Here is a 25721-nt window from a genome sequence, read left to right as displayed (position 1 = left end):
AGGTGGTCCCGGTGACGGTGGAGGTCGCTGTGCATGTGCAGCACACGCCGTCGGGCCGGCAGGTGCCGCAGGGCGCGGCCGGCGATGCCCGGAGCGCGGATCAATCCTTCGTCGGCGATGGCACGGTGCGGTTGGAGCAGTGCCATCGATGCCGCGCTGCGGGCAGTGACGGTGAAGCCCTCGGCGGCGAGCAGGTCGTTCCAGGCGGTCGGGGTGAGCGGGCGTGCGCCGACATGGACGGCTGCGCGCAGGTCGGCGGTGATCTGCCGGGCGAGGGTCGGATCGATGGCGTCGGGCAGGAGACACATCTCGTGGAGGGCGTAGCGACCGGACGAGTCGGCAAGGAGGCGGCGTGCCTCTCGTACGACGCGCCGCTCGGCGGGTTCGGGGTGGGCATTGCTTCGCTGTGGACGGCACCGGCGCTTCCGCTCGGCAGGCCGGTGTCCGCCGCACCCGCCCGCACCGCGTGGACCTCGGCCGGTCCGTGAGCCGGGCGGTCGCGCCCGGGCCTGCCGCGAGCTCCACCACGTGGTCGTCGGGACCGATCGCGAGTACGTCGAGCATCGAGCGGGTCGTTTCCGGACCGCCGGGGCGCAGGACGCGCTTGCCCAGGCCGGCGAGGAGCCAGTGGCCGGGCATGCGGGAGGAGCGGAGACCTTCGCCGGGTGTCGGCATGCCCTTGGGGAGCGGCTGGTCGCGGTCTGTCGTCGCCATGGGGTGAGCCTCGCTCTCCACCTGGCCCGGTCACGGCAAGCTGCTCCAGTACGGCCAGAACCGGGTCAGGACGAGGACGGCGATCACGCCGTACCAGGCGGCCAGGAGCATCCAGTGTGTCTCCAGTACCAGGGCGACACAGCTCCGGCCGGATGCCGGTACGGGGAGGAGACCGTGCCTGACGTTGCGCAGCGTGGTGTACCAGAACAGGGCGATGGTGACCGCCCAGACCACGGCGCAGTACGGGCAGATACGGCCCAGCCCGAAGAGGGACTGATAGATCAGCCAGTGCACGAACAGGACACCGGCGACCGCGCCGGCATTCAGCGTGAGCCACAGCGCCCGGTGCAGGCGCGCCCCGGTGAGCACGGCCAGGCCGAGGACCGCGACGGCGGCGAAGGCGCCGAGGCCGAGCAGCATGTTGGGGAAGCCGAAGACGCTGCCCTCGGGACTGGCCATGACGTTGCCGCAGCTGATGATCGGGCTGATGTTGCACGGCGGCTGGTACGCCGGGTTCTTCAGCAGTCGCCAGTCGTCCACGCTGAGCTCGAAGGACGCGAGCCAGCCGATGAGCCCGGTCAGGGTCAGCAGCCAGCCGATGCGCCGGCCCGGCCGCGCCGGGCGGGGCGGCCTCATGCGGCACGCCGGGTACGCGGCTCGGGGGACTGCACGCCGCGCATCGCCGGTGCCGGTGTGGGCGTGCGTCGCCGGTAGACCAGGTAGGGCCGGGCGAGGTAGCCGATCGGGGCGCTCCAGACGTGGACGAGGCGGGTGAAGGGCCAGGCGGCGAAGAGCAGGCAGGCACTCAGGGCGTGCAGCTGAAAGAGCAGCGGCGCTCCGGCGATCGCCTCCGGACGAGGGTGGAGGGCGAAGATGCCGCGGAACCAGACGGAGACGGTGGACCGGTAGTCGTAGCCTCCGCCGAACACGTTGTGTACGGCGGTGGCGCCGAAGCCCAGCAGGACCGTGCCCGACAGGAGCGGGAACAGTACCTTGTCGCTGCGGTCGGTGGTGAGACGGATCCGGCGGGCGAGCAGCCGGCGGGCGCACAGCATGCCCAGGCCGGTGACCATGGCGACCCCGGCGACGGAGCCCAGCGCGACGGCCGTGGTGTGGTAGGCGCGCTCACCGATGCCCGCTGCCTCGGTCCAGGACGCCGGGACGGCCAGGCCCACCACGTGTCCGGCGATCACCGAGAACGCGCCGAGGTGGAACAGGGGGCTGCCCCAGCGCAGCCAACGGTGTTCGAGGAGCTGGGTGGTGTGGGAGGTCCAGCCGAACTGATCCTGACGGTAGCGCCAGACGTGCCCGACGACGAACACGGCGAGACAGATGTAGGGGAATGCGACCCACAGGAGCAGATCGGCGCCGCCCGCCGAGGCGGCGGCCGAGAGGGAGAGCGGGGCGTTCATCGGCGGCCTTCCAAGCGGCTGGTCGGGGCGGGCGGTAGCAGGGTCGGCGGGGCGGGCGTCGGCGGCACGAAGGCGCCGGGCGGGGCGAACTCCCCGTCGCCGTAGGCCCCGTAGGGGTCGAGGCCGACCTCCTCGCTCGGCGGTCCCTCGGCGACGAGTTGGGCCACCGCTGCACGGTCCGCCTCGGTGGGCGGCGGCAGCAGCGTGAGCAGGGCGGCCAGGACGTGCCGGTAGGGGGAGTCGGCGTCGACCAGGGCGCGGTGGAGCAACTCCAGTCCCCGCCGGTGCTGGCGCAGGGGTGCCTCGCCGCCCCGGGGACCCGCCAGGGCCGCGAACTCCAGGACGACCGGCAGATGGTCCGGCAGTTCACCCCCCTCGATGTCCCAGCCCATGGCCCGGTACCGCTGGTTCAGGGTGAGCAGGGCCATGCCCCGCCGACGGGTGTCACCGTGCAGGTAGTAGGTGAGGTGGAGACTGCTCCTGCGGCGCAGGTCGAACATCTCGACGTAGTGCCGCTCCAGCCCGTCGGGCTCCTGGCCGGCCATCCACGTGGTGAAGGCGGCCAGGTGCCCGGCTGCAGGAGAGGCCGGCAGCGCGGCGACATCGTCCTTCAACACCGGTCGGGCGGCGACGAGTTCGCTGTCCGGGTACTGCAGCAGCAGCGAGCACAGCCGCAGCAGCAGGGCGCGTGCCTCGGCCTCCTCCGCGGTGAGGCGGACCGGGCGGCGCACGGCCGCGCGCAGCCGGGTCCGGACGATGGCGGGGATCGTTGCGGGCAGCGGGCTCACGGACGGCCTCCGGCGGGAGCTTCGGGAGTACGGCGGCGCAGGGTGGGGATGCCGAGCAGCACGCGCCGGCCACCGGCGTCCGCCGGTTCGCCGGACGTCTCGACCGGACAGCGGTTCTCCGTCGCGGTCAGCGCGGCGGCGTCCTCCTTGTGGGCGGCGGGGACGACGTACCGATCCTCGTACTTGGCGACCGCGAGCAGCCGGTGCAGGTCCTCCGCCTCCCGGGCGGAGAGCCCGACGGCCTCCAGCGCGGTCTCGTCGCCGGCCTCGCCGAGGACGCGTTCCCGCATGTACGAGCGCAGCGCGGTGAGCTTCATCAGCACACCGGCGACCATGTCGGTGTCCCCGGCGGTGAACAGCTCCGCCAGGTACTCCAGCGGGATGCGCAGCCGGGTGACGGCGGCGAAGACGTGGTCCGGGTCGTCCTGGTCGCCGCCCGCCGCGTCGACGGCGTCGAGGACGGGGGAGAGCGGCGGGACGTACCAGACCATGGGCATCGTCCGGTACTCCGGGTGCAGCGGCAGCGCCACCTTGTAGCGCATCACCAGGTCGTACACCGGGGAGTGCCGGGCCGCATCCAGCCAGTCCTCCGGAATCCCGGACTCCCGTGCCGCCGCAATCACTTCGGGGTCGGCCGGGTCGAGGAAGACGCCCCTCTGCGCGTCCAGCAGGTCCGTCTCGTCCGGGGTGGCCGCCGCCTCGCCGACGCGGTCGGCGTCGTACAGCAGCAGGCCCAGGTAGCGCAGGCGGCCGACGCAGGTCTCGGAGCAGACCGTGGGCTGGCCGGCCTCGATGCGCGGGAAGCAGAAGGTGCACTTCTCGGCCTTGCCGGTGGCGTGGTTGACGTACACCTTCTTGTACGGGCAGGCCGTCACGCACATGCGCCAGCCCCGGCAGCGATTCTGGTCGACCAGGACGATGCCGTCCTCGACCCGCTTGTACAGGGCGCCGGACGGGCAGGCGGAGACGCAGGCCGGGTTGAGGCAGTGCTCGCACAGGCGGGGCAGGTGGAAGAGGAAGGTCTGCTCGAACTCGAACCTCACCTTCTCGGCCCACGCCCCGGTCAGGTTGGGGTCGCCACCCGCGTGCTCGGGCGCGCCGCCGAGGCCGTCCTCCCAGTTGGCGCCCCAGGTGATCGCCGTGGGCCTGCCGGTGAGCACCGAACGGGGACGGGCGACCGGGACGTCCTGGCCGGCCGGGGCGCCGACCAGGTTGTCGTAGTCGTAGGTGACCGGCTCGTAGTAGTCCTCGATGCCCGGCAGGTCGGGGTTGGAGAAGAGGGACAGCAGGCGCTTGACCCTGCCACCGGAGCGCAGGACGAGACGCCCGCGCCTGTCCAGCATCCAGCCGCCCTTCCACTTCTCCTGGTCCTCGTAACGGCGCGGATAGCCGACACCGGGCTTGGTCTCGACGTTGTTGAACCAGGCGTACTCGACGCCGGTCCGGTTGGTCCACGTCTGCTTGCAGGTGACCGAACAGGTGTGACACCCGATGCACTTGTCGAGGTTCATCACCATTGCCACTTGGGCCATGACGCGTCCGATGGTGGCTTCGCCACGGGTCATGTCAGTACTCCACTCGCTGGCTGCGACGGCGGATGACGGTGACCTCGTCGCGCTGGTTGCCGGTCGGACCGTAGTAGTTGAAGGCGTACGTGAACTGCGCATAGCCGCCCGCGAGATGGGTGGGCTTGAGCAGCAGCCGCGTCAGGGAGTTGTGGATGCCGCCACGCCTGCCGCTGACCTCGGTCTTCGGCACGTTCACCGTGCGGTCCTGGGCGTGGTACATGTAGACCGTCCCCTCCGGCATGCGGTGGGAGACCACGGCCCGTGCGGCCACGACGCCGTTGCGGTTGTACGCCTCGATCCACTCGTTGTCCTTGACGCCGATCTTCTCGGCGTCGGCGGTGGACATCCAGATCACCGGACCACCGCGGGACAGGGCGAGCATGTGCTTGTTGTCCTGGTAGTTCGAGTGGATGGACCACTTCGAGTGCGGGGTGAGATAGCGGACCGTCACCTCGGCGCGTCCGTCGTGGAGTTGCTCGTCGCCGTAGTGTCGGGGGGTGTTCAACGGGGGCCGGTACACGGGTAGTTGTTCGCCCAGTTCGGTCATCCAGTCGTGCTGGACGAAGAAGTGCTGGCGGCCGGTGAGGGTGTGCCAGGGCTTCTTGTGCTCGGTGTTGATGACGAAGGGCGAGTAGCGCCGGCCGCCGGTCTCCGAGCCCGACCACTCGTAGGACGTCATCACGGCGCGCGGCTGGGTGCGGGTGTCCGCGAAGGTGATCCGCTCGGCCTCGCGTTCGGAGGCCAGTTCCACCAGGCCCGCGCTGCCGGTCTGCCGCTCCATCTCGCGAAAGCCCTCGGTGGCCAGACGGCCGTTGGTGGTGCCGGACAGGGCGAGGATCGCCTCGCACATGTCGGAGGCGGTGGCCAGGGAGGGTCGCCCGGCGGCGGCCCCGTCCCGGACGGTCCCGCAGCGGCGCCGCAGCTCGTCCAGTTCCTGGTTCGGGTGGACGGTGATGCCCTTGGTGGTGGTGCCCAGGGTGTCGAGCAGCGGGCCGACGGCGCGCATCTTCTGCGCTGTCGCGGCGTAGTCCCGTTCGACGACGACGAGCCTGGGCATGGTCCGGCCGGGGACCGGCTCGCACTCGCCGGTCTTCCAGTCCCGTACCATCCCGCCCGGCTGGGCGAGTTCGTCGGGAGTGTCGTGCGTGAGCGGCACCGCGAGGACGTCGGTACGGGTGCCGAGGTGCTCGGCGGCCAGCTCGCTGAACCTGTCGGCGATGGTCAGGAACGTGTCGTAGTCGGTGCGGGCCTGCCAGGGCGGGGCGATGGCCGGGGTGAAGGCGTGCACGAAGGGGTGCATGTCCGTGCTGGACAGGTCGTCCTTCTCGTACCAGGTCGCGGCCGGCAGGACCACATCGGCCATCAGCCCGGTGGACGTCATGCGGAAGTCCATGCAGACCAGCAGGTCGAGCTTGCCCTCGGGCGCCTCCTCCCGCCACACCACCTCCTTCGGGCGCCCCTCGGGCGGGGTCTCCGTGGAGCGCACGGCCGCGTCCGCGCCGAGCAGATGGCGCAGGAAGTACTCGTTGCCCTTGCCCGACGAGCCCAGCAGGTTAGCCCGCCACACGGTCAGCACACGGGGGAAGTTGGCCGGGTCGTCGGGATCCTCGACGGCGAACCGCAGCCTGCCGGAGCGCAGCTCGTCGACGATGTGCTCGGCGACCGGCCGGCCGGCCCGTGCCGCCTCGTCCGTCAGATCGAGGGGGTTGCGGTTGAAGCCGGGGTGACCGGGTGTCCAGCCCAGGCGCACCGCCTGCGCCAGGCAGTCGGCGAACCCCTTGCCCTCGAACCGGCCTTCCCCGAGCGGGGAGGCCAGCTCGTCGGGACCGAACGCCTCGTACCGCCACTGGTCCGAGTTCAGATACCAGTACGACGTGCCTGCCATGTGCCGCGTGGGGCGCTGCCAGTCGAAGGCGAAGGCCAGGTGCTGCAGCCCGGTGAGCGGGCGGACCTTCTCCTGGCCGACGTAGTGGGCCCAGCCGCCGCCGTTGACGCCCTGGCAGCCGGTCATGGTGACCAGGGCCAGGAAGGCGCGGTAGATGGTGTCGGAGTGGAACCAGTGGTTGGTGCCGGCACCGAGGGCAATCATCGAACGCCCCTGCGTCCGCTCCGCGTTGCGGGCGAACTCCCGGGCGATCCGGGCCGCCTGCTCGGCCGGGACGGACGTCACCGTCTCCTGCCAGGCGGGGGTGTAGGGCTCGGACGCGTCGTCGTAGGACGACGGCCAACGGCCCGGAAGTCCCGGCCGTCGCACCCCGTACTGCGCCAGCATCAGATCGAAGACCGTCGTCACCAGGCGCCCGCCGATCCGCCGCACGGGCACCCCGCGCACCATGACCGAGCCGCCCTCCGTGCCGCCCTGGTCGAAGCGGGGCAAGGCCACGGCCGCCGTGTCCTCCGCGCTGTCGAACAGGCTCAACTCGGGCACGGTGTCGCCCAGGTCGAGGTTCCAGCGGCCTGGCTCGGCTTCTCCCCAGCGGAAACCGAGCGAGCCGTTCGGCACGACGGGTTCACCGGTGGCCGAGTCGAGGAGCACGGTCTTGGACTCGGCGTGTTCCGTGCTGAGGCCGAGACCGGCGGCGGTCAGAAAACCGTCCGGGACGAGACCGTGTTCGTGCTCGCGCAGGGTCACCAGGAACGGTGCGTCGGTGAACTTGCGCAGGTAGTCCTGGAAGTAGGGCACCTCCCGGTCGACGAGGAACTCGCGCAGGACGACGTGCCCCATGGCCATCGCCAGGGCCCCGTCCGTGCCGGGGTGCGGGGACAGCCACTCGTCGGCGTGCTTGACGTTGTCGGCGTAGTCGGGGCTGACCGCGACGACCTTGGTGCCGTTGTAGCGGGTCTCGGTCAGGAAGTGCGCGTCGGGAGTACGGGTGACGGGGATGTTGGAGCCCCACATGATCAGGTAGCCCGCGTTCCACCAGTCCGCGGCCTCCGGTACGTCTGTCTGGTCGCCGAAGACCTGCGGGGAGGCGACGGGCAGATCGGCGTACCAGTCGTAGAAGGACAGCAGGGTGCCGCCGATCAGTGACATGAAGCGGGCGCCGGCCGCGAAGGAGGCCATCGACATCGCGGGGATGGGGGAGAAGCCGGCCACGCGGTCGGGGCCGTACCTCTTGATGGTGTGGACGTGGGCGGCGGCGACCAGTTCGGCGACCTCGTCCCACTCGGCGCGCACCAGTCCGCCCTTGCCGCGGGCCCGCTTGTAGGCGCGCGCCTTCGCCGGATCGCCGGTGATCTCCGCCCATGCGGCCACCGGGTCCCCGAGCCGCCGCCGGGCCTCGCGCCACAGCTTCAGCAGCGCGCCGCGCACATACGGGTAACGGACGCGGCCGGGGGAGTAGGTGTACCAGGAGAACGACGCCCCGCGCGGGCAGCCGCGGGGCTCGTACTCGGGACAGTCGGTGCCGATCGACGGGTAGTCGGTGGCCTGGTGCTCCCAGGTGATGATGCCGTCCTTGACGTACACCATCCACGAGCAGGAGCCCGTGCAGTTGACGCCGTGTGTGGAACGCACCACCTTGTCGTGCGCCCAGCGGTCCCGGTAGAAGCCCTCCCACTTCGGGTCGCCCGCACCGAAGACGGCGCGTCCGTCGGCCGAGACCTCGCGGCGGGTCAGCAGCCTGCGGGCGGCCAGCGGCCAGCCCTCCCCACGCCGCTGCGATGAGCGCGCTGTCCTGTCGTTCTCCATGGTCACGAACGCTAGGCGCCGGCGCTGTCCCGGTCCCGGGGCCGAACGGCCCTGTCCTGGCCCCCGTCCGGCCCAACCTCCGCTGCGCCGTGGAGACTCAGGTCCTGAGGGAGATACCGGGCTCGCTAGGAACGTCCGTAGCCCTCGGTGCGGCGGTATCTCGATCACGAGCGCGCCGGACGGAGCCGAGTAGTGGTCGGACCCTGTGCGGTGGAGGCACCGGACGCCAGGGGCGGGTGAACGGCATGCACCTGGGCTGTAGTTGCCCCCCTCGGGGGGCCGTTCGGCCCTGTCCGGAGCCGTGATCAAGGGCCGGTGGGCTGTGATCGGAGGACCGCTCGGCCCAGGTGTCGACGGCTGCAGCACGGTGATGCTGACCTGTGACCGGCCAGGAGCGGCCACGGACCATCGGGTCCCGCTGCCCGCGGCCACGTCTCCTCGTGTACAGGCCGGGGCAGGCGCGGCTCGCTCCCGGTCCGGTCACCGTCCGGCCCGCCGTCTCTGCCAGGGCCACGGCCGGACAGCCGTCCGCCACGCCCCCGTCCCGGCGTGCGTCTCTGTGCCTGGCCGCCTGGTGCGTCGGTCACTTCGGGGACGTGGCGGACGAGCCGCCTCTGCCGGACCGGCCGACCGGTCCGGCCGTGAATCGCTGGAGACACCTTCACGAGTGCTCTCACCCTTGCCCCGGCCCCCTGGGACGCCCAGGCGCTCGAAGCCGCAGAGAGGCATCATGTGCGCCTGGCAGGCGAGTTGGCCGGGCGTGTGATCGGTGACGCCGCCCGGAACCGCGGCGCACGTCCCGCCAACTCGAACGCTTCCACGTTCCGCCGGCCCGCACGGCCCTGCCCTGCTCGCCGGAACCAGGGACCCTCGGCCCCTGTCGACGGGCTCATCGGCCCCGGCGCCGAGGCCGTCGGATGCCGGATGCTGACTTCCGACCGATCCGGAGGTGTCCCGTGTACGACCGGACCGAACGCCCACGCGGGTGTCTCCACCGTCGTCCCCCGCGACGGGCGCCGTGCACGTGCCGGATCGGTCACCGGCCGCCCGCCGTGTCTGCCCTGACTCCCGGGCGGCCGGACGCACGATGCGGACGAATCCGGCATGGAGGACCCGGTGAGCGGCACCCGAGCGATCCCTCGACAGCGTCAGCACCTGCCGGTCAAGCCGTTCATGGCCGCGCCGTCGACCGACGCCGCCGCCACGGTGCGTTCCCCCGGCCCGCCGGTTCACCCCGCCATACGCACAGCGGCAGGAACGGTGAGCGGGCAGTGGGCACCGTCGGCCGTGGTCCCTGGTGCGGTTCGTCCAGGTCACCGGCGCCGTCCTGCGGGTCGGCGGACAGCCGGCCCTGACCCCGGTGGTGCTGCGACTCGCTCGGCGCATGCTGTCCGCCGAGGCCAGGGACCGCTTCGCGGCCGCGGCGGGCCGCCGGTTCGGACCGCTGACCGGCACGGTGATCCTCCCGGTTCAGCTGGGCACCGGCCGGGTCATGGCCCGGCACGAGGGCGTCACCTGGGCCTCGCTCGCCGAGCCCGGCCACGGCGCACCCTGGCCACCGTACTCGGGCTGTTCGTGCTGGTGATGCTCGCCGCGGCCGGCCACGGCATCGCGCACGCCAAGGGCCGCGCCGAACCGGCCCGAGCCCTGGCCCTCGGGTCGCTCGTCGGCTCGCCGGACGTCGTCCTGCTCGCCACCGCCCTGCCCGTCACATGACCGCCGACGGTGCGCTGCGGGCGTCGGCGGTCTCGGACAAGAGAGGAAGCATGGTGCGTACCCCTCACCTCGATGCGGCAAGCCTGGAAACGCTGCTCGCGGCAGCGGTGGCGGCCCCGTCCATCCACAACACCCAACCCTGGCGCTTCCGCGTCGACCCGCACGACCAGAGCCTGGAGATCCGCGCCGTGCCGGAGCGGATGCTGCCGCTGGCCGACCCGGACAGCCGCGCGCAGTATCTGTCCGTGGGCGCGGCCGTGTTCAACCTCCGACTTGCCGCCGAGCATCTGGGCCGGCGCCCCGAGGTGTGGCTGCTGCCCGATCCGGGCGAGCCCGAGCTGCTCGCCACCCTGTTGCTCGCCGACCCGACGGGTCCGCACGCCCACCACGGGCGGGACAGCGATCTGTACGAGGCCATAGCCCGGCGGCACACCAGCCGGATGCCGTTCACCGGGCGTCCGGTACCCGACCCGGTCGTGGTGGAAATGACCGCGGCTGCGCACACCCAGGGCGCGCGACTCCATCTGCCGGATATCGTCGGCACCCGACGGCTCCTGCGTCTGACCGCCGTGGCCGAGGCCCGCAACCATGCCAGCGCGGCGCGGACCGCGGAGACCCGTAACTGGATCACCGTCCCGGGGACGGGCGCCCCTTACGGCATTCCCCTCACCGCCCTCGGCCCGTCGGACGCGGGCGGGCGGATGCCGATGCGGGACTTCACCGGCCCGCTGCCGGTGCCGCGTCTGCCTGCCCTCCGCTTCGAACGCCACGCCCAGGTCGCACTGTTGTGGACCTCCCTCGACCGGCCGCAGGACTGGTTGCGCGCGGGCCAGGCCCTGCAACACGTGCTGCTGACGGCAACGGTGCACGGGGTGCGCACCTCGCTCCTTCACCAGGCGATGGAATGGCCGGACCTGCGCCAGGCCACCGGCCCCTTCCGCAAGCGGTGCCACCCGCAGGTGCTGATCCGCTTCGGCTACGGCCCGGACGGCGGCCGCACACCCCGCGCCCGCGGGCAGGCACTGGCAGGGCTCTTGGGCGAACCCGACGCAACGCGTCCATGACGCCTACAGGGCCGACTTCCGGGAACTCACGGCCTCCGCCGGTTGCGGCGTCGAAGTCGTCGGTCTCGAAGGCCACCACGACGCCGTCGATGGCGCGGACGAGGTCCGAGCTCGCCGAGGTGCGCAGGAGTACGGAAGAGTCGTGGTCCACGGAGAAATTGACCGGGAGCACGGCGGGCAGCGCCTGCCGGGTGTAGACGACATGACCGACCGGCGCCTTCGCACGTCAGGGCCGTACGGCCCTTGTCCCGTCGTCCGCTGTCACAGCCGGGGCATGGCGGCAGCCTCGTACGAGGGCCCGTGGTCGGGCGGGCGGGGAACCGGGGACTGCCGGGCCCGGGGATGAGGACGTACGGCCCACCCCGTGGACAGTCTCCGACGCGAATAGTGGCGCTGGGCCGCGAGCCGCACCACGCGGCCGGAGGTCCTGCGCTCCCGGCTCCGACCCGGGGCCGCACCACTGCGAACGAAGGGACGGGCAGCATGCCGCAGCCGTCGAGGAAGCACAACGAGACACCGTCGCCGGCACCGGCTGCGCCCGTGTCCGGCCAGGCCTGGCTGATGCTGGCGCTGGCCACGGTGGGCTTCGCCGTCAACTTCTGGGCCTGGGCGCTGCTCAGTCCGCTCGGCCCGCGGTTCAAGGACAACCTGGGGCTGTCGCCGTTCCAGCAGTCGCTGCTGGTGGCGGTCCCCGTGGTCGTCGGCTCGCTGGGCCGTGTCCCGGTGGGCGCGCTGACCGACCGGTTCGGCGGGCGCGTCATGTTCCCGCTGGTCTCGGCGGCCACCACCGTGCCGGTGCTCTACCTCGGTCTTGCCGGGCACTCCTCGCTCGCGGCGCTGCTGGTGGGCGGGTTCTTCCTCGGTATCGGCGGCACCGCTTTCGCGGTCGGAGTGCCCTTCGTCAATGCCTGGTTCCCGCCGGAGCGACGCGGCCTTGCCATCGGCGTCTTCGGGGCCGGTATGGGCGGCACCGCGATCAGCGCCCTGACCACCGTCAGGCTGGTGAAGGCGCACGGCATGGCCGACCCGTTCCTGCTCACCGCTGCGGTACTCGCGATCTATGCCATGGTGGCCGCCCTCGTCCTGCGGGACGCGCCCGGCCGAAGCGTGCCCACCGAACCGCTGGCCCGCCGGCTGGCCGCGACCCTGAAGCTCGGCATCACCTGGCAGGCGTCCGCCCTCTACGCGGTGGCCTTCGGCGGCTACGTCGCCTTCTCCGTCTACCTGCCGACCTACCTGAAGACCGGATACGGCCTGACCGCGACGGATGCCGCGAACCGGATGGCCGGCTTCGTGCTGTTGGCCGTCGCGATGCGGCCGGTCGGCGGCTGGCTCTCGGACAGGATCGGTCCGGTGCGGGTACTGGCCGCAGCCCTGACCGTGGTCTTCGCCGGGGCTTTCGGCCAGGCGTTCACGCCGGATCTGGCGCCGATGGGCACGATCGCGTTCCTGGCGATGGCCGCCGCGCTCGGCGCGGGCAGCGGCGCCGTCTTCGCCTTGGTCGTGCTGCTGGCCCCGGCGGACAAGGTCGGCTCCGTGACGGGCGTCGTCGGCGCGGCGGGCGGCCTCGGAGGATTCCTGCCGCCGCTGGTGATGGGCTCGCTGTACGGCGCCTACGGCTCCTACGCCCTCGGCCTGGTCCTGCTCGCGGCGGTGGCCGCCACGGCCCTGGTGTTCACCGGGACCGGCGTGCGCCACGCGCTCACCCGGCGCGTCCCCACCGTCCAGGCTCACTGATCAGGAGGAGAGCACTCGATGTGCGAGTACTGCGGCTGCCAGGCGCTGGAGACCATCGACCAGCTGACCATGGAGCACGAGACGGTGGTGACCCTCATCAGCCGAGTGCGCGACGCCCACCGCGACGGCAAGATCGCGTACATGGCGGAGCTGGCCCGGGAGATCACCGCTGTACTGGCGCCCCACACCCAGGTGGAGGAGCACGGCGTGTTCCCGGCGTTGGCCGCCGACTTCCCCGAGAAGATTGCCGCGCTGGAGGACGAGCACCGCCGCGTCGAGGCAGTGCTGGCCGAGGCGGACGGACCGTTCCTGACCGACCCGGACTGGCCCGCACGGCTGATCGAGGCACTTGATCTGCTGCGCGACCACATCCTCAAGGAGCAGGACGGCGTCTTCCCCGCCGCACTGGCACTCCTGAGCACCGGACAGTGGGAGGTCATCGAGGCGGTACGCGCCCGAGTCGGCACCTGCGTGCCGCAGCGCTCCACCTGACCTGCCCTCAGTCATCAGCGGCAGACATCAGCGTGTTGGACTGAGCGGGACGACCCAGTCGACGACCGCGCCGCTCGGTCGGTCCGAGGACAGGCCGAACGCACCACCTCCAACGCGCGCCTGCGGAGGTCGGCCAGGCCGCTCGTCGAGTGACCGCCGGATCGATTCCACGGCCGCTGTCCGCCACGCGCAGCCTCAGGGCGGTGTCGGTGGACTCGACGCTCCCGTCGACAGAGGGGGCATGCGCGTTCCGGGCGGCGTCGGACAGCGCCTCGCCGAGCACGGACATCAGCTGCTCGGCCTGTTCGGCGGACACGGCCGGGTCCAGCAGCCCGGTCATGCGCAGCGCCGGGGCGAAGCCGAGTGCTTCGGTGGCCCGTTCGGTGGTCGCCGGCGTCGTCGATCGCCACGCCGGCAGCCGCGGCAAGGGTGCGCAGCACCGCCTCGTCGTCGGTGTCGAACTCCGCGCCCCGCAGGCCCAGGATGCCCTCGCCGCGCGGGTGGCGTCCGATGCGGGCGATGGCCTCCTCGTCGATCCCGACGGTGAGGAACTGCTTGATCGTTCCTCCCCCCAGCACGCCGAGCGCCCCGTGCTGCGCGTCGACCTGGATGACCGCCGACTCCACGATGCGGCGCAGCATCACCGCCAGGTCCGCCGTTCGAGGGCACCCGGGCGGGAAACGAGGGCGCGCCTCGCGAGTGGTGGCCGAGGGGCGATCGTCATGACGTCGCAGCGTTCGCACGGATGTTTTACCAACCCATGGTTGCCGCCCCCGCCGGTCCGTCGGACTCTTGGTCACCATGCCGTCGGGCAGCTGGTTCTGCTGGTCACGGGGGTGCAGGGGTCCCCGCGCTGAGCGGGGAATGTTCATGCATCTCGAGTTCCGGCACCTCCGTATCCTGCTCACTGTCGCCGAGGCCGGCAGCATCCGCAGGGCCGCCGCACGGCTGCAGCTCTCCCAGCCGGCCACGAGCGCGCAGCTGAAACGGATCGAACACGAGCTGGGCGGCCCGCTCTTCATCCGCAGCGCCGACGGGGTGAAGCCGACCGAGAACGGACAGTACGTCCTTCGCTGCGCCCGTGACCTCGTCGTCGGCTTCGACCGGCTGCGCGAGTACGCGCGATCGGCGGCCGAGGCGGACAGGAAGGCCGCCGCACCGCTGAGGGCGGGCGGAACCGCCGGCCCCCTGGTGTCCCTGCTGGTCTCCGCCCTCTTCGAACTCGTCCCGGAACGCCGGCTCACCATAGATGCCCGCCGTTCCGTGCACACCCTGGTGAAGTCGCTGGGCCAGTCGAAGTGCGACATCGCGGTGTTCGGCGAGTTCCCGGGCTTCCCCTTGCCGGTCGGCGAGTCGGTGGCGACGCGCACACTGCTGCGCGAGCCGGTCTTCGTCCTGCTGGCCGAGGACCACCCGCTGGCGCGTCAGGAGAAGGTGAGTCTCCATGAGCTGGCGGGCGAGGAGTGGGTCATGCCGGAGGCCGACGAGAGCGGTGTGCACGCGTACCTTCATCTCACTTGTCGGTCAGCGGGATTCACTCCGCGCATCGCCCATGTGACGCCGGATCTGTCCGTGGCGCAGATCCTGGTCGCCGGCCGACGTGCCGTCTGCGGGGTGTGGCCGACCGCTGACGTCCCCGCCCAGGGCACCGTGCAACGGCCGCTCGTGGACGTCCCGTTCCACCGGCGGCTGCTGCTGGCCTGGAACACGGAATCGGTTCCGCCCGAGCTGGCCGACGCGGCCGGCGAGCGTGTTCTGGCCGCCTATCTGTCGCTGGTGCGACAGCGGCCGCAGTACCTGGCCTGGTGGCAGGACGGGGGAGAGGAGTTCGCCCTCGGCGAGGGTGCGTGACCGGACGGGTCGCGGTTTCCCGTGTCCTATAGCACCGCTGCTATATCTCAGATGGAGTCACGTCAGGAACATGTCATTTGGTGAACACTTCGCGTCAACGTCCAAGGACGTCGTCACCCCACGACGAGCGAACGTCCGAAGGCGTCGTCACCCCACGACGAGCGAAGGAATCACCCCGTCATGCCCCGTCCTCTTCTTGCCCTTTCCGCGATGGTCGCAGCCGGCGTCATCACCACGGGTGCGATGGCTGTACCCGCGCACTCGCAGACCAACGCGGTGCGGGGCGGAATTTCCGTCCGTGACACGGCGATAGCCCAGGCCAAGGCGAACGTGACCCGGCACGCCGGCACCTTCGGCTTCGGCGCGGGCCAAAGACTCCACGTCAAGGACGTCGTGATCGACGCCGACGGCACGCAGCACGTCCGCTTCGAGCGGACCTACCACGGCCTCCCCGTCGTCGGCGGCGACTTCGTCGTCCACCAGAAGGCCGACGGCTCGCTCAAGGGATACACCCGCGCCAAGGCCCACAAGGTGGCGCTCAAGTCCCTCACCCCCGCCGTCGACGCCAGGGGCACCGCGGCCGGCGCCCTGAAGCGCTCGCACGGGTTGGTGCGCAATGCCAAGACCACCCCCGAGCTGATCGTGTGGGCCGCCGACGGCACCCCCCGTCTGGCCTGGCGCACCACCGTGCAGGGCGTGGGCGACAAGGGCCAGCCGCACGGCGAGGTCTTCGTCACCGACGCCACCACCGGCGCGGCGATCGAGAACTACGACGCCGAGCGCGAGGCGACCGGCACCGGCCACTCCGAGTACACCGGCGACGTCGGCATCGACACCACCCAGCAGGCCGACGGCACCTTCGCCCTGATCGACCCGGTGCGCGGCCACGTCACCAAGGACGCGCACAACATCTCGTCCTCGTCCGTGAAGAGCACCTCCGGCACCCTGTTCACCGACGCCGACAACGTCTGGGGCGACGGCAAGAAGTTCTCCTCCGACCGCGCCACCGCCGCCGTCGACGCGCACGTCAACACCGCGAAGACGTTCGACTACTACAAGGCGACCTTCGGTCGCAACGGCATCAAGAACGACGGCCGCGGCGCCACCGTCTTCGTCCACGTCGGCACCAACTGGGACAACGCCCAGTGGTCGGACGCCTGCTTCTGCATGATGACCGGAGACGGCAACGGCACCACCGACCCCGAGCAGGTCGACCTCGACACCATGGGCCACGAGATGACCCACGGCGTCACCTCGGCCACCGCCAACCTGCGCTACAGCGGTGAGTCCGGCGGCCTGAACGAGGCCACCAGCGACATCCTCGGCACCATGGTCGAGTGGTACGCCAACAACCCGGTCGACACCCCCGACTACCTCTTCAGCGACCAGTCCACCCCGCCGTGGCTGCGCCGCTTCGACAAGCCGTCCCTGGACGGCGGGTCCGCCGACTGCTGGTCGAAGTCCGTCGGCCGGCTCGACGTGCACTACTCCTCGGGCGTCGGCAACCACTGGTTCTACCTCGCGAGCGAGGGCAGCGGCGCCAAGACCATCAACGGCGTCTCCTACAACAGCCCCACCTGCAACGGCTCCACGGTCACGGGCATCGGCAACAAGAAGGCCTCCGCCATCTGGTACCGGGCGCTGACCGTCTACATGACCTCCACCACGGACTACAAGGGCGCCCGCACCGCGACTCTGAACGCGGCGAAGGACCTCTACGGGGCCACCAGTTCCGAGTACGCCACCGTGGCCGCCGCCTGGAGCGCGGTCAACGTCAACTGACGCACCGACGCACCACCTGATCCGCGGGAGCCGGCCCGGACGACGAAGCACCTGATGCATGCTGCCCGGCATGCACGGTCGTCCGGGCCGGGCCCGCTTCGAAAACTGCCGGCTCAACGCACCCGACCCTGCGGCTTCGGCGGCACAGCAGGCACCGACCGCCCTGCTGAGCCGCCTCGGCCGCCTCGCGGGTACCGGGACCGCGAGACAGCCACCCGCGCGATCGGCGGATCAGCCTTGGACGACGAACGTCTTGGCCTTACCCGAGCGGCTGGAGCAGGACTGCTTCTCCTTCGCGGTCATCTTCCGGGACTTGACGACCACCGCGTTGCTCTGGCCGTCCGTTCCGTTCGGGGCAGGCCCGGTGACGACGTCGGGGACGAACCAGAAGTAGTGGCCCCACTTCCGGTCGTCGTAGTGGGTCTGCCATGTGCCGGAGACGGTCTGCATCACCTGTGCACGGGAGATCCAGCCGACTTCACCGGGCTTCACCGTCATGTTGACGGAGCTGGTCTCCGAGTGCGTGCTCGACCAGGTGTGGCTGTAGGTCGCCGTCACGCTGAGGTCGATGATGTCCGCGATCTTGCCGCCGACGGTCACGGACACGCCCGCCGAATCCGTGGAACCGACCGTGTCGGACCAGGTCATCGACTGGGTGGCAGACGAGGTGCTGCAGTTGTAGAGCGAGTCGGAGACCCGGTGGAAGTCTCCGAGGTACGCCTCGCCCAACTGCGGCTCGTTGAAGGTGCACTTCCCTGCCCCCGAGTCGCAGTCCGCTATGAGCTGTGCCCGGGTGGGCTGGTCATCGGCCGAGGCCGGGGCGGCCATCGCCGCGACCATGCCCAGGGCAGCCGCCGAGAGCGCCAGCACGCGTCCGCCGTAGCGCATCCTGCGGTTGTTCGCCATACATGTGCCTTTCGCTGTGCATGAGGGGGGTCGGCGATCGCAGGAAGAGCGACTGAAGTCACCGCGATCACCGCCTGTTGCGATCTAGGGGACGCAACAACTGACTTATTTACACCACCAGTTGATGAAATCCCAGCCGTGGGCGACCTTCTGCCTGTAAATGATCGGTGGAACCGGCTTTGCCTCCGCGATGGCGTGCCACTGCCCCCGGCCGACGACCGCGGACAGAGCGGCTGGAGTTACTCGCTGTGGTGGGGTGGGCGAGGCGCTTGCTGCGGATGGTTGTGGCGAGTCCGAAAGATGCCAGATGTCAGGCCGTGGCGCCGGCCGCTTGCCGGTACCTCACGTGCCCGTGGCGCAGCACCAGCAGTTCGGCGTTCTTGGCCGTATCTCGACGCAGCGCTGCCGCCCGGACCGACAGCAGGTTCCGTGCCACCGGCGTGTGGCCCCCGCCGGCCCCGGACGCAGCCCTCGGGCAGCCTCAGGTCCTGGCCGGCTGATGATGCCCGCCGGGCACCGAGGGCACCGTTTCGGCTGACCTTCGTCCCGTCCGAGACCGGCGCAGCCACCGGCACCGCTCCGATGGCATGATCGGCTCTCGACCTCTATGACCAACATCTAACAATCGGCCGAACAATTGATACCTAAAGTCTCGCGGGTGCTCTCGCGAATGAACGGCAGAACCATGTTCGCCGCATGGCGTCAACCGCGGGCGATGCTGTGGGCCACGGCGGGTGTGGCGGCTCTCGGACTCCTCATCACGCTGGAGATCGCCGCACGTCGCTACGGCCTGCCGGGACCGATCACCAACCAGGTGAAAGGGGTGATAATCGCCCCCAAGGCGGGGCCGCTGTACGCCGGTATGGCTTTGATGATGGTGGTGCTCACCTGGCGGCAACGGTTCATCGCGGCAGGTGTCGCGATCGGCATCGACGTCGTCTTCGTACTGGTCCGGTGGGCGGTCGGCGCCAGGACGACCGACGGCCTTTCCTTTGGCAGCGGCGCGTTGTGGGTGATGTTGGGCTGCGCGTTCATCGCTGTCACGCGCCGCACCGGCCGGGAACGTGTCCTGCTGCTGAAGGGTGTCGGGCTTGGCCTGTTGCTGGTGGCCGCCCGCAAGACCGGCGACACCTGGCTGCTCATCACGGCGAAGACCCGCCCCCTGGTGCTCGACCCGTACGTGGCAACCGCCGATCACGCGCTGGGCAACCCGTCGTGGCTGGTGGGCCGGATGGTCAGGGCCACCGACCCGATCGGTACCCATCTACTCGAATGGGTCTACGCCCAGCTTGCGGTGGCCGCGGTCGTCGTCGCGCTCTACCAGCTGCGCAACGTCGCGGCCGAGCGCCGTTTCCCGCGTCATCATCTGCTGCGCACCTTTCTGGTGATCGGCCTCCTCGGTCCCGGCATCTACATGCTCTTTCCGGTGGTCGGACCGGTCTTCGCCTACGGTCCGGGCGCTTCCGGCACCGGCGGCGTGCAATGGGCGGTGGCCAACCTGTGGCCGGACACGCCACCGCCGATCAGCAGCCCACACCCGGTGCCGTACGACTCGATCACCCCTCGCAACTGCATGCCCAGCCTGCACACGGCGTGGGCCACCGCGATCTTCATTCATTCCCGCAAGGGTCCGCGCATCCTGCGATTCGCAGGCGCGTTCTGGCTGATTGCCACGCTCACCGCGACGCTGGGCTTCGGCTACCACTACGGCGCGGACCTCATCGCCGGCGTGGTGTTCACGCTCACGATCGAGACAGCTCTGCGCGCGCTCGACCACGGCTGGGACCGGTCGGGATTCCAGCTGGTCGCGTACGGTACAACGGTCTTCGCTGCGCTCCTGATGTCATATCGCTACCTGCCGACGGAAATGGCCGTGCATCCGTACCTGTTCGGACCACTTCTCATTCTTGCGATGAGCTCAGTGATCTACGGCTACGTACGAACCACCAAACTGTGGGAACCGAAGGCCGCACCAGCGCTACAACCGGACCCACAACCCGAACTGGTCTGAATCATGCGGCCTCAGGTCGTGGGCAGCCTCGTCCTCGACGGCACCGACCACGCCGGCCACGCCGGCCGCATGAAGCAGGGCAGCTTGTTCCGCCGCTGCATCCTGTGGCGGAACAAGCGCACCCACGACGAACGCCTACGAAAAGTCGTCACCAGAGCCGGCGTTGCCTGATGCGGCACGGGTGGCAGAGGTGCGGCGGCCGCCTCGGCGGTCGGAGCTGCGGCCTCCGGTCCCGCCCGCGCCCCCCGTGGCTCCGCCGGCCGCCGCACGTCGGCCGGATCCGCGGACGGACTTGCCGGAGGCGGCGCCGGTCGCCGCACCGGCCGCGGACCGGCGGTCGGAGCCGCGGCCGCCCGCGCTGACAGCACCGCCCGATCCCGCCCGGCGGTCGGAGCTACGGCCCCCCGTCCCGGTGGCAGCTCCTGTCGGCGCCGTGGCCCCGCCGCCGTTTCGGCGCCGGCGGCCGGATCGCCTGCCGGGCTCGGTGTCGGTCTTGCGGTCCGGGCGGGACGCCGTCGGTGTCGCCGGCTGGGGGACCTCGATGGTGACGGCCACACCGGACGGCTCACGGGCGCCGGTGATGGTGGCCAGTGCCACGTCGCTCGACGTGATGCGGGCCGTCCGGGGGCGGATGCCCGCGTCCGACATGAGCCGGGTGACGTCCCGCTTCTGGTCGGGCAGGACCAGCGTGACCACGCTTCCGGAACCGCCGGCGCGGGCCGTGCGGCCGCCCCGGTGGAGGTAGTCCTTGTGGTCGGTGGGGGGATCGACGTTCACGACGAGGTCGAGGTCGTCGACGTGTATGCCTCGGGCCGCGACGTTCGTCGCCACCAGGGCGGTGACCTGGCCGTTCTTGAACTGTTCCAGGGTGCGGTTGCGCTGCGGCTGGGAGCGGCCTCCGTGCAGTGCCGCCGCGCGGACACCGACGGCCAGGAGCCGCTTGGCGAGCCGGTCGGCGGACCTCTTGGTGTCGAGGAAGAGGATGACCCGGCCGTCACGGGCCGCGATACGTGTGGTGACGGCCTTCTTGTCGGTCTCGTCCTGGACGTGGAGCACGTGGTGCTCCATGGTGGTCACCGCTCCCGCGGACGGGTCCACGGAATGCACCACGGGGTCGGTCAGGAACCGTTGGACCAGGCGGTCGATGTTGCGGTCCAGGGTGGCCGAGAACAGCATGCGCTGGCCATCGGGCCGCACTTGCTGGATCAGTTTGGTGATCTGCGGCAGGAAGCCCATGTCGGTCATCTGGTCGGCTTCGTCCAGCACCGTGATGCGTACGTGGTCGAGCACGCAGTCCCCGCGTTCCACGAGGTCGTTGAGCCTGCCGGGCGTCGCCACGAGTACCTCGGCACCGCGCCGGAGGGCACCGGCCTGCTTGGTGATGGACAGCCCGCCGACCACGGTGGCCAGCCGGAGGTTGACCGCCGTCGCGTAGGGGGTCAGCGCGTCCGCCACCTGCTGGGCGAGTTCACGGGTGGGTACCAGCACGAGGGCGAGGGGTGCCTTGGGCTCCGCACGCAGTCCGGCCGTGCGGGCCAGGAGCGCCAGCCCGAACGCGAGGGTCTTGCCGGAGCCGGTGCGTCCGCGTCCCAGCAGGTCACGGCCGGCCAGCGAGTTGGGCAGCGTGGCGGCCTGGATGGGGAAAGGCGCGGTCACGCCCTGCGTGGTGAGGGTCTTGAGCAGCCCCGCGGGCATGTCCATACCGGCGAACTCCTCGACGGCGGGAAGCGCGGGTGTCGTGCTTTCCGGCAGCCGGAATTCGTTCGGCGACGACGCGGACGGTCGGGGCGACGAGGCGCGCCGGTTCGGCTTCTGGGACCTGCGGGACATGCGGTTATCTGCCTTCCTGGAAACAGCACAAACCGAGGTCCGCACCATGACGGTGCGGACCCCGGTGAGCGGATACGCGTCCGGCGATCAGGCGGGGACGATGTTCTCCGCCTGCGGGCCCTTCTGGCCCTGCGTGACGTCGAAGGAGACCCGCTGGCCCTCCTGGAGCTCACGGAAGCCCTGGGACGCGATGTTCGAGTAGTGGGCGAAGACGTCCGGACCGCCGCCGTCCTGGGCGATGAAGCCGAAACCCTTTTCAGAGTTGAACCACTTCACGGTTCCCTGTGCCATGACCTTCTCCTTCAGTAGGCAGAGGCCCCATCCGGAGACGCCGGAAAACAAATAAGCGCCTGAGGAGAACATTATCCGTCAGGCGCGCATAGGTTCATGGGTACCACAACTGCAATGCGAAAACCTTAGCACATCTCGGCGGCCCGTAGCGCATCACCGGGGTGCCCGGAGAGGGCCCTGCCGGACGTGTCATCGAGGACTTCGGGCAGGCGGCCGTAGATCTCGGAAGAGGGTGGAGAACCGGCAGCCGTGTACGGCCGCCGCCCGACTGGTCGGTGAGGGCGACGGCCGTATCGCGAGGACCGTGCCCCCCCCGACACGAAACCCGCGCGGATGTCCTCACGGCTCCTGGGGGCCTTCGGGAGACATGCCCCACTTCGCGCGAGCCGTAAGGACGCGGTACCGCCAACCGGTTGATACGGCATCTCGATGGACCGGCTGCAGCTCCTGCCTTCCATTGTCGAGACGGGCGTGCTGCCGCCGAGGGGCCGACAGGACCACGCCGTGGGCCGAACGGCCCCTGACGCGTTCCCAGCGGCCCCACCGGGCAGTCGAGTTGGGCCGGCGAGACCTACGGCACCGGGACCGTCGCGACCGCCCGCTCCTGCCTCGGCGAACTCGACTCCACCGCCGGAGAGATCCACCGGCTCCTCGACCCTGCCGCCGAGTTGAAGAGGGCCGGGCGTGTCGGCAATGAGCAGCGGTGGCTCACCGGCAGGCACCTCGCGCTGATCTCCGAGTTGCCCTCCACCACCCAACGTGTCTCGCAGGAAGGGACGTTCAGCCCAACGGCCGAAGACCTTCGGCATCCGGCGCGAACCTGCGCACCCGACGAGAGTGACGTTCAGCGACTGCAACGTGAGGTAAGCGGCCGCACTGGTCCCCGCTGAAGGACCAGCAGTCGCTCCCTCGCACGACCCCTGAAAACGACGCTCGAATCGGGCCCCTTCGGTCCCCCGATTCAGGAGGTGGAGAATGCCCCGCACCATCACCGTAGGTCTCGACGGCTCGCCCGAGAGCCGTGCCGCCGCGGAGTGGGCGGCCCGCGAGGCGCAGCTGCGCGGAATGCCCCTGAAGCTCGTCCAGGTCTGGGAACCGGTACCGGAACCCATGGCTCAGGCCCCGCACCTGGGCGCCGAGACGCACCAGCACTGGACCGAGAGGATCCCCCGGGAGTCCGCGGAGGAACTGCGGATGCGCCACCCCGCTGTCGAGGTGACCACCGAGCAGCTCACCGGAAGGCCCGCCGAGGCCCTGGTCGACGCGGCGAAGGACGCCGACATGCTCGTTCTCGGTTCGCGCGGCCCGGGCACGATCGGCGGCTTTCTCGTCGGCTCGGTCGGACTCGCGGTCCTGGCACACACCGAGCGGCCCGTCGTCCTGGTCCGCGCCGAGCAGGCGGCGGACAAGGACGAAGCGGACCCGGCAGGCATCCCTTCACCAGCCACACCGTTCCGCCCCGTCCTGCTCGGACTGGACGCGGGCGCCCCGGACGCGGCGCCGATCGAGTTCGCCTTCGAGGCAGCCGTGCGCCACGGCGTGCCGCTGCGGGTGCTGCACGGCTGGAACCCGCCGTACTACTACAACGCCTACGGCATGTCCCCCGGCCCCGAGGTCACCGAGATGGTGGCGAAGAGTGACGCCGCCGCTCTGAACGAGGCACTGAAGCCCTGGCGGGAGAAGTACCCGAACGTCGTGGTCGTCACGGAGTCCCGCTGCGGCAGCCCCTCGCTCCTCCTGATCGACGCCTCCCGCGAGGCCTCGCTGGTCGTCGTCGGCCGACGTATCCGCCGCTCCTCCCTCGGTGCCCACATCGGCACCGTCACCCACGCCGTCCTGCACCACGCCACCGCCCCCGTGGCCGTCGTCGCTCACGACTGACACATCACTGAGCACCCTTGCAGAGGAGAGCAGAGACCATGAAGGCAGCAGTCGTCCGAGCCTTCGGCGAGCCCCTGGTGATCGAGGAGCGCCCTGACCCCGATCCCGGACCCGGCCAGGTCCGCATCCGCGTCGAGGCCTCCGGGCTGTGCCACACCGACATCCACGCCGCGCACGGCGACTGGCCGGTCAGGCCGAACCCGCCGTTCGTGCCCGGCCACGAGGGCGTCGGCCTGGTCGAGGCCGTCGGCGACGGCGTCACTCACCTGAGCGTCGGGCAGCGGGTCGCCGTGCCCTGGCTCGGGAAGGCCTGTGGGCGGTGCGAGCACTGCCTGTCCGGCTGGGAGACGCTGTGCGAGCAGCAGATCAACACCGGCTACGGCTGCGACGGCGGGTACGCCGAGAAGATGCTGGCCTGGGCCGACTTCGCCCAGCCGGTGCCCGAGGGTGTCACGCCGTTCGACGCCGCTCCGCTGACCTGCGCCGGCGTGACGACGTACAAGGCGCTCAAGGTCGCCGACGTCAGGCCCGCACAGCTCGTCGCGATCTCCGGCATCGGCGGCCTCGGCCACCTGGCCGTGCAGTACGCGAAGATCGCCGGTGCCACCGTCGCGGCCATCGACGTCACCGACGACAAGCTGGAACTCGCCGCCGAACTCGGCGCCGACCTCGTCATCGACGCCCGCAAGCAGGACGTCGGGGCGGAGCTGAAGAAGCACGGCGGCGCCCACGCGGCGATCGCCCTGGCGGTGAATCCGGCTGCGTTCGAGGCCGTCAACTCCGGCCTGCGGCGCGGCGGCAAGCTCGTCATGGTGGCCCTGCCCGCCCACGGCACGATCCAGGTCCCGATCTTCGACACCGTTCTGAACGGTACCGCGGTGATCGGCTCGATCGTGGGCACGCGGCAGGACCTCGCCGAGGTCTTCCGGCTCCACGCGGCCGGCCGCACGAAGGTCATCTACGAGACCCGCCCGCTCGCCTCCGTCAACGAGTCCATCGACGCGGTGCTGCGCGGCGAGATCAAGGCACGCATCGTGTTCGACCTCGGCGCGGGACGGTGAGAACGATGGAACTCCCCCTGGTCGTCGGTGTCGACGGCTCCGAGCCGAGTCTGCGTGCCGTCGACTGGGCGGCCGACGAGGCCGCCCTGCGCGGGCTGCCGCTCCGGCTGGTGTACGCCTCACTGTGGGAGCGGTACGAAGGCACTTCGCTCGCGAAGGATCTCGGCAAGCCTGCCGAGCAGGTGATGGCCGAGGACATCGTGGCGACCGCAGCCCGTCGTGCGCTCAGCCGCCGGCCCGACGTGAAGGTCACCACCGACGTACTGCCCGAGGAACCCGAGTACGCCCTGCTGCGGGAAGGCCGCACCGCCGCGGCGATGGTCCTGGGCTCGCGGGGCCGAAGCAGCTTGGCCGAGGCCCTTCTCGGCTCCGTCAGTGTGACGGTGGCCGGACACGCGCACTGCCCGGTGATCGTGCTGCGCGGCAGCCACGTCAACCAGGTCCGCGCCGGGGCACGCCGCATCGTCCTGGGCGTCGGCGAGACGGCGGACGCGGCGGCGGTGCGCTTCGCCGTCGAGGAGGCGCGACTCCGAGGCGTGCCGCTGGAGGCCGTGCGAGCCTGGCGCAGTCCCGCGTACGAAACGACCGATCACACCCTGCCGGCCGGAGGACGCTTCCCCAAGCTCTCGGCTGCGCTCCGGGAGGGGGTACCCGCACGGCCGCACGAGGAACAGGCCACGGAGGAGCTGGAAGCCGCCCTGCGGGACATCCCGGCCGACGTCGAGGTGCACCGGCGTACCGTCGAGGGCCAGGCCCGCCGGGTACTGCTCGACGCCTCGGCCGACGCCGACCTGCTCGTCGTCGGGGCCCGGCGACGCGAGGGCCGCTTCGGCCTCCAGCTCGGTCCCGTCGCCCACACGGTGTTGCATCACTCCGCCTGCCCGGTCGCCGTCGTACCCCAGCGGGGGTGAGCGAGGCGACCGGCC

At 70.9% G+C, this 25721-nt stretch carries 22 protein-coding genes and 1 pseudogene; 13 read left to right on the top strand and 10 right to left on the bottom strand.

What is annotated here, in order from left to right; genetic code table 11:
- Nucleotides 1-11: 11 nt before the first annotated feature.
- Nucleotides 12-488 carry a hypothetical protein gene (locus tag ACIF83_RS06990; RefSeq protein ID WP_399724152.1) on the top strand — a complete coding sequence of 159 codons (477 nt, stop codon included), beginning with the start codon at nucleotides 12-14 and terminating at the stop codon, nucleotides 486-488.
- 256 nt (nucleotides 489-744) lie between these two features.
- Here the strand turns inward: ACIF83_RS06990 and ACIF83_RS06985 are convergent, their stop codons facing one another.
- The 5 genes from ACIF83_RS06985 to ACIF83_RS06965 are packed head-to-tail and all read right to left on the bottom strand — an operon-like array spanning nucleotide 745 to nucleotide 8173.
- Nucleotides 745-1350, bottom strand: coding sequence for a vitamin K epoxide reductase family protein (locus ACIF83_RS06985; protein WP_393471179.1), 606 nt, complete (start codon nucleotides 1348-1350; stop codon nucleotides 745-747).
- The gene (gene narI, locus ACIF83_RS06980) at nucleotides 1347-2126 is read right to left on the bottom strand and encodes a respiratory nitrate reductase subunit gamma (RefSeq protein WP_399724149.1); all 780 of its coding nucleotides are present in this window, start codon (nucleotides 2124-2126) and stop codon (nucleotides 1347-1349) included. Before narI ends, ACIF83_RS06985 begins: the two co-directional genes overlap by 4 nt.
- Nucleotides 2123-2914, bottom strand: coding sequence for a nitrate reductase molybdenum cofactor assembly chaperone (gene narJ / locus ACIF83_RS06975; RefSeq protein ID WP_399724146.1), 792 nt, complete (start codon nucleotides 2912-2914; stop codon nucleotides 2123-2125). Before narJ ends, narI begins: the two co-directional genes overlap by 4 nt.
- The gene (gene narH / locus ACIF83_RS06970; protein WP_399724143.1) at nucleotides 2911-4479 is read right to left on the bottom strand and encodes a nitrate reductase subunit beta; all 1569 of its coding nucleotides are present in this window, start codon (nucleotides 4477-4479) and stop codon (nucleotides 2911-2913) included. The genes narJ and narH overlap by 4 nt, the downstream gene beginning before the upstream one ends.
- Nucleotide 4480: 1 nt before the next feature.
- On the bottom strand, nucleotides 4481-8173 hold the full coding sequence (locus ACIF83_RS06965; protein ID WP_399724140.1) for a nitrate reductase subunit alpha: 3693 nt from the start codon (nucleotides 8171-8173) through the stop codon (nucleotides 4481-4483).
- Nucleotides 8174-9470: 1297 nt separating this feature from the next.
- On the opposite strand from ACIF83_RS06965, the gene ACIF83_RS06960 reads away from it, so the two are divergent.
- From ACIF83_RS06960 to ACIF83_RS06950, 3 genes are read left to right on the top strand one after another with little or no spacing between them, the layout of a single operon-like run.
- Nucleotides 9471-9758 (top strand): hypothetical protein, encoded by a 288-nt coding sequence (locus ACIF83_RS06960; RefSeq protein WP_399724137.1) that lies wholly within the window; start codon nucleotides 9471-9473, stop codon nucleotides 9756-9758.
- Nucleotides 9758-9889, top strand: coding sequence for a hypothetical protein (locus ACIF83_RS06955; RefSeq protein WP_399724134.1), 132 nt, complete (start codon nucleotides 9758-9760; stop codon nucleotides 9887-9889). The genes ACIF83_RS06960 and ACIF83_RS06955 overlap by 1 nt, the downstream gene beginning before the upstream one ends.
- A 53-nt stretch (nucleotides 9890-9942) precedes the next feature.
- On the top strand, nucleotides 9943-10953 hold the full coding sequence (locus ACIF83_RS06950; RefSeq protein ID WP_399725168.1) for an Acg family FMN-binding oxidoreductase: 1011 nt from the start codon (nucleotides 9943-9945) through the stop codon (nucleotides 10951-10953).
- 31 nt (nucleotides 10954-10984) lie between these two features.
- On the opposite strand, the pseudogene ACIF83_RS06945 reads toward ACIF83_RS06950, so the two are convergent.
- A pseudogene (locus ACIF83_RS06945) lies at nucleotides 10985-11173 on the bottom strand (pyridoxamine 5'-phosphate oxidase family protein); the annotation flags it as partial.
- 263 nt (nucleotides 11174-11436) lie between these two features.
- Between ACIF83_RS06945 and ACIF83_RS06940 the strand changes: the two are divergent.
- Together ACIF83_RS06940 and ACIF83_RS06935 are read left to right on the top strand one after the other, a co-directional pair.
- Nucleotides 11437-12690, top strand: coding sequence for a nitrate/nitrite transporter (locus ACIF83_RS06940; RefSeq protein WP_398137975.1), 1254 nt, complete (start codon nucleotides 11437-11439; stop codon nucleotides 12688-12690).
- 18 nt (nucleotides 12691-12708) lie between these two features.
- Nucleotides 12709-13182 (top strand): hemerythrin domain-containing protein, encoded by a 474-nt coding sequence (locus tag ACIF83_RS06935; protein WP_399724130.1) that lies wholly within the window; start codon nucleotides 12709-12711, stop codon nucleotides 13180-13182.
- A 7-nt stretch (nucleotides 13183-13189) separates the two neighbouring features.
- On the opposite strand, the gene ACIF83_RS06930 is transcribed toward ACIF83_RS06935, so the two are convergent.
- A complete protein-coding gene (locus ACIF83_RS06930; RefSeq protein ID WP_399724127.1) occupies nucleotides 13190-13522 on the bottom strand; it encodes a hypothetical protein in 333 nt (110 codons plus the stop codon).
- On the opposite strand from ACIF83_RS06930, the gene ACIF83_RS06925 reads away from it, so the two are divergent.
- The 3 genes from ACIF83_RS06925 to ACIF83_RS06915 all read left to right on the top strand — a co-directional run bounded on the left by ACIF83_RS06925 (nucleotide 13521) and on the right by ACIF83_RS06915 (nucleotide 16815).
- Entirely contained in the window at nucleotides 13521-14039 is a 519-nt protein-coding gene (locus ACIF83_RS06925; protein ID WP_399724124.1) for a hypothetical protein, read from the top strand. The genes ACIF83_RS06930 and ACIF83_RS06925 overlap by 2 nt on opposite strands.
- A 13-nt stretch (nucleotides 14040-14052) precedes the next feature.
- The gene (locus ACIF83_RS06920; RefSeq protein WP_393471206.1) at nucleotides 14053-15033 is read left to right on the top strand and encodes a LysR family transcriptional regulator; all 981 of its coding nucleotides are present in this window, start codon (nucleotides 14053-14055) and stop codon (nucleotides 15031-15033) included.
- A 180-nt stretch (nucleotides 15034-15213) separates the two neighbouring features.
- Nucleotides 15214-16815, top strand: coding sequence for a M4 family metallopeptidase (locus tag ACIF83_RS06915; protein ID WP_393471209.1), 1602 nt, complete (start codon nucleotides 15214-15216; stop codon nucleotides 16813-16815).
- Between the two features lie 231 nt (nucleotides 16816-17046).
- On the opposite strand, the gene ACIF83_RS06910 is transcribed toward ACIF83_RS06915, so the two are convergent.
- Complete coding sequence (locus tag ACIF83_RS06910) at nucleotides 17047-17721, bottom strand: hypothetical protein (RefSeq protein ID WP_393471212.1); 675 nt, start codon at nucleotides 17719-17721, stop codon at nucleotides 17047-17049.
- A gap of 670 nt (nucleotides 17722-18391) precedes the next feature.
- Between ACIF83_RS06910 and ACIF83_RS06905 the strand changes: the two genes are divergently transcribed.
- On the top strand, nucleotides 18392-19732 hold the full coding sequence (locus ACIF83_RS06905) for a phosphatase PAP2 family protein (RefSeq protein ID WP_399724120.1): 1341 nt from the start codon (nucleotides 18392-18394) through the stop codon (nucleotides 19730-19732).
- A gap of 135 nt (nucleotides 19733-19867) precedes the next feature.
- Here ACIF83_RS06905 and ACIF83_RS06900 read toward each other — a convergent pair whose 3' ends face one another.
- Nucleotides 19868-21562: a DEAD/DEAH box helicase gene (locus ACIF83_RS06900; RefSeq protein WP_399724117.1), complete on the bottom strand. Its 1695-nt coding sequence runs from the start codon at nucleotides 21560-21562 to the stop codon at nucleotides 19868-19870.
- Between the two features lie 87 nt (nucleotides 21563-21649).
- Complete coding sequence (locus ACIF83_RS06895; RefSeq protein WP_055635265.1) at nucleotides 21650-21853, bottom strand: cold-shock protein; 204 nt, start codon at nucleotides 21851-21853, stop codon at nucleotides 21650-21652.
- Nucleotides 21854-22828: 975 nt separating this feature from the next.
- Between ACIF83_RS06895 and ACIF83_RS06890 the strand changes: the two genes are divergently transcribed.
- From ACIF83_RS06890 to ACIF83_RS06880, 3 genes are read left to right on the top strand one after another with little or no spacing between them, the layout of a single operon-like run.
- Nucleotides 22829-23734 carry a universal stress protein gene (locus ACIF83_RS06890; RefSeq protein ID WP_399724113.1) on the top strand — a complete coding sequence of 302 codons (906 nt, stop codon included), beginning with the start codon at nucleotides 22829-22831 and terminating at the stop codon, nucleotides 23732-23734.
- A 38-nt stretch (nucleotides 23735-23772) separates the two neighbouring features.
- Nucleotides 23773-24795 (top strand): zinc-dependent alcohol dehydrogenase, encoded by a 1023-nt coding sequence (locus ACIF83_RS06885; protein WP_398137982.1) that lies wholly within the window; start codon nucleotides 23773-23775, stop codon nucleotides 24793-24795.
- A gap of 5 nt (nucleotides 24796-24800) precedes the next feature.
- Nucleotides 24801-25706 carry a universal stress protein gene (locus ACIF83_RS06880; protein WP_393471225.1) on the top strand — a complete coding sequence of 302 codons (906 nt, stop codon included), beginning with the start codon at nucleotides 24801-24803 and terminating at the stop codon, nucleotides 25704-25706.
- The last annotated feature ends 15 nt before the right edge of the window (nucleotides 25707-25721 follow it).

The sequence above is a fragment of the Streptomyces sp. NPDC085866 genome (assembly GCF_044541035.1).
Lineage (GTDB): Bacteria > Actinomycetota > Actinomycetes > Streptomycetales > Streptomycetaceae > Streptomyces.
The sequence above is the reverse complement of the archived record's forward strand: the minus strand, read 5'-3'. Positions and strand labels throughout refer to the sequence as shown.

What these genes read in the sequence shown, in the direction of transcription:
- narI (WP_399724149.1), bottom strand. Translation starts at nt 2,126, where the DNA reads ATGAACGCCCCGCTCTCCCTCTCGGCCGCCGCCTCGGCGGGCGGCGCC.
- ACIF83_RS06930 (WP_399724127.1), bottom strand. Translation starts at nt 13,522, where the DNA reads ATGACCGGGCTGCTGGACCCGGCCGTGTCCGCCGAACAGGCCGAGCAG.
- ACIF83_RS06935 (WP_399724130.1), top strand. Translation starts at nt 12,709, where the DNA reads ATGTGCGAGTACTGCGGCTGCCAGGCGCTGGAGACCATCGACCAGCTG.
- ACIF83_RS06920 (WP_393471206.1), top strand. Translation starts at nt 14,053, where the DNA reads ATGCATCTCGAGTTCCGGCACCTCCGTATCCTGCTCACTGTCGCCGAG.
- ACIF83_RS06880 (WP_393471225.1), top strand. Translation starts at nt 24,801, where the DNA reads ATGGAACTCCCCCTGGTCGTCGGTGTCGACGGCTCCGAGCCGAGTCTG.
- ACIF83_RS06955 (WP_399724134.1), top strand. Translation starts at nt 9,758, where the DNA reads ATGCTCGCCGCGGCCGGCCACGGCATCGCGCACGCCAAGGGCCGCGCC.
- narH (WP_399724143.1), bottom strand. Translation starts at nt 4,479, where the DNA reads ATGACCCGTGGCGAAGCCACCATCGGACGCGTCATGGCCCAAGTGGCA.
- ACIF83_RS06965 (WP_399724140.1), bottom strand. Translation starts at nt 8,173, where the DNA reads ATGGAGAACGACAGGACAGCGCGCTCATCGCAGCGGCGTGGGGAGGGC.
- ACIF83_RS06890 (WP_399724113.1), top strand. Translation starts at nt 22,829, where the DNA reads ATGCCCCGCACCATCACCGTAGGTCTCGACGGCTCGCCCGAGAGCCGT.
- ACIF83_RS06925 (WP_399724124.1), top strand. Translation starts at nt 13,521, where the DNA reads ATGCGCAGCGCCGGGGCGAAGCCGAGTGCTTCGGTGGCCCGTTCGGTG.
- ACIF83_RS06940 (WP_398137975.1), top strand. Translation starts at nt 11,437, where the DNA reads ATGCCGCAGCCGTCGAGGAAGCACAACGAGACACCGTCGCCGGCACCG.
- ACIF83_RS06885 (WP_398137982.1), top strand. Translation starts at nt 23,773, where the DNA reads ATGAAGGCAGCAGTCGTCCGAGCCTTCGGCGAGCCCCTGGTGATCGAG.
- ACIF83_RS06905 (WP_399724120.1), top strand. Translation starts at nt 18,392, where the DNA reads ATGAACGGCAGAACCATGTTCGCCGCATGGCGTCAACCGCGGGCGATG.
- ACIF83_RS06985 (WP_393471179.1), bottom strand. Translation starts at nt 1,350, where the DNA reads ATGAGGCCGCCCCGCCCGGCGCGGCCGGGCCGGCGCATCGGCTGGCTG.
- ACIF83_RS06910 (WP_393471212.1), bottom strand. Translation starts at nt 17,721, where the DNA reads ATGGCGAACAACCGCAGGATGCGCTACGGCGGACGCGTGCTGGCGCTC.
- ACIF83_RS06895 (WP_055635265.1), bottom strand. Translation starts at nt 21,853, where the DNA reads ATGGCACAGGGAACCGTGAAGTGGTTCAACTCTGAAAAGGGTTTCGGC.
- ACIF83_RS06900 (WP_399724117.1), bottom strand. Translation starts at nt 21,562, where the DNA reads ATGTCCCGCAGGTCCCAGAAGCCGAACCGGCGCGCCTCGTCGCCCCGA.
- ACIF83_RS06915 (WP_393471209.1), top strand. Translation starts at nt 15,214, where the DNA reads ATGCCCCGTCCTCTTCTTGCCCTTTCCGCGATGGTCGCAGCCGGCGTC.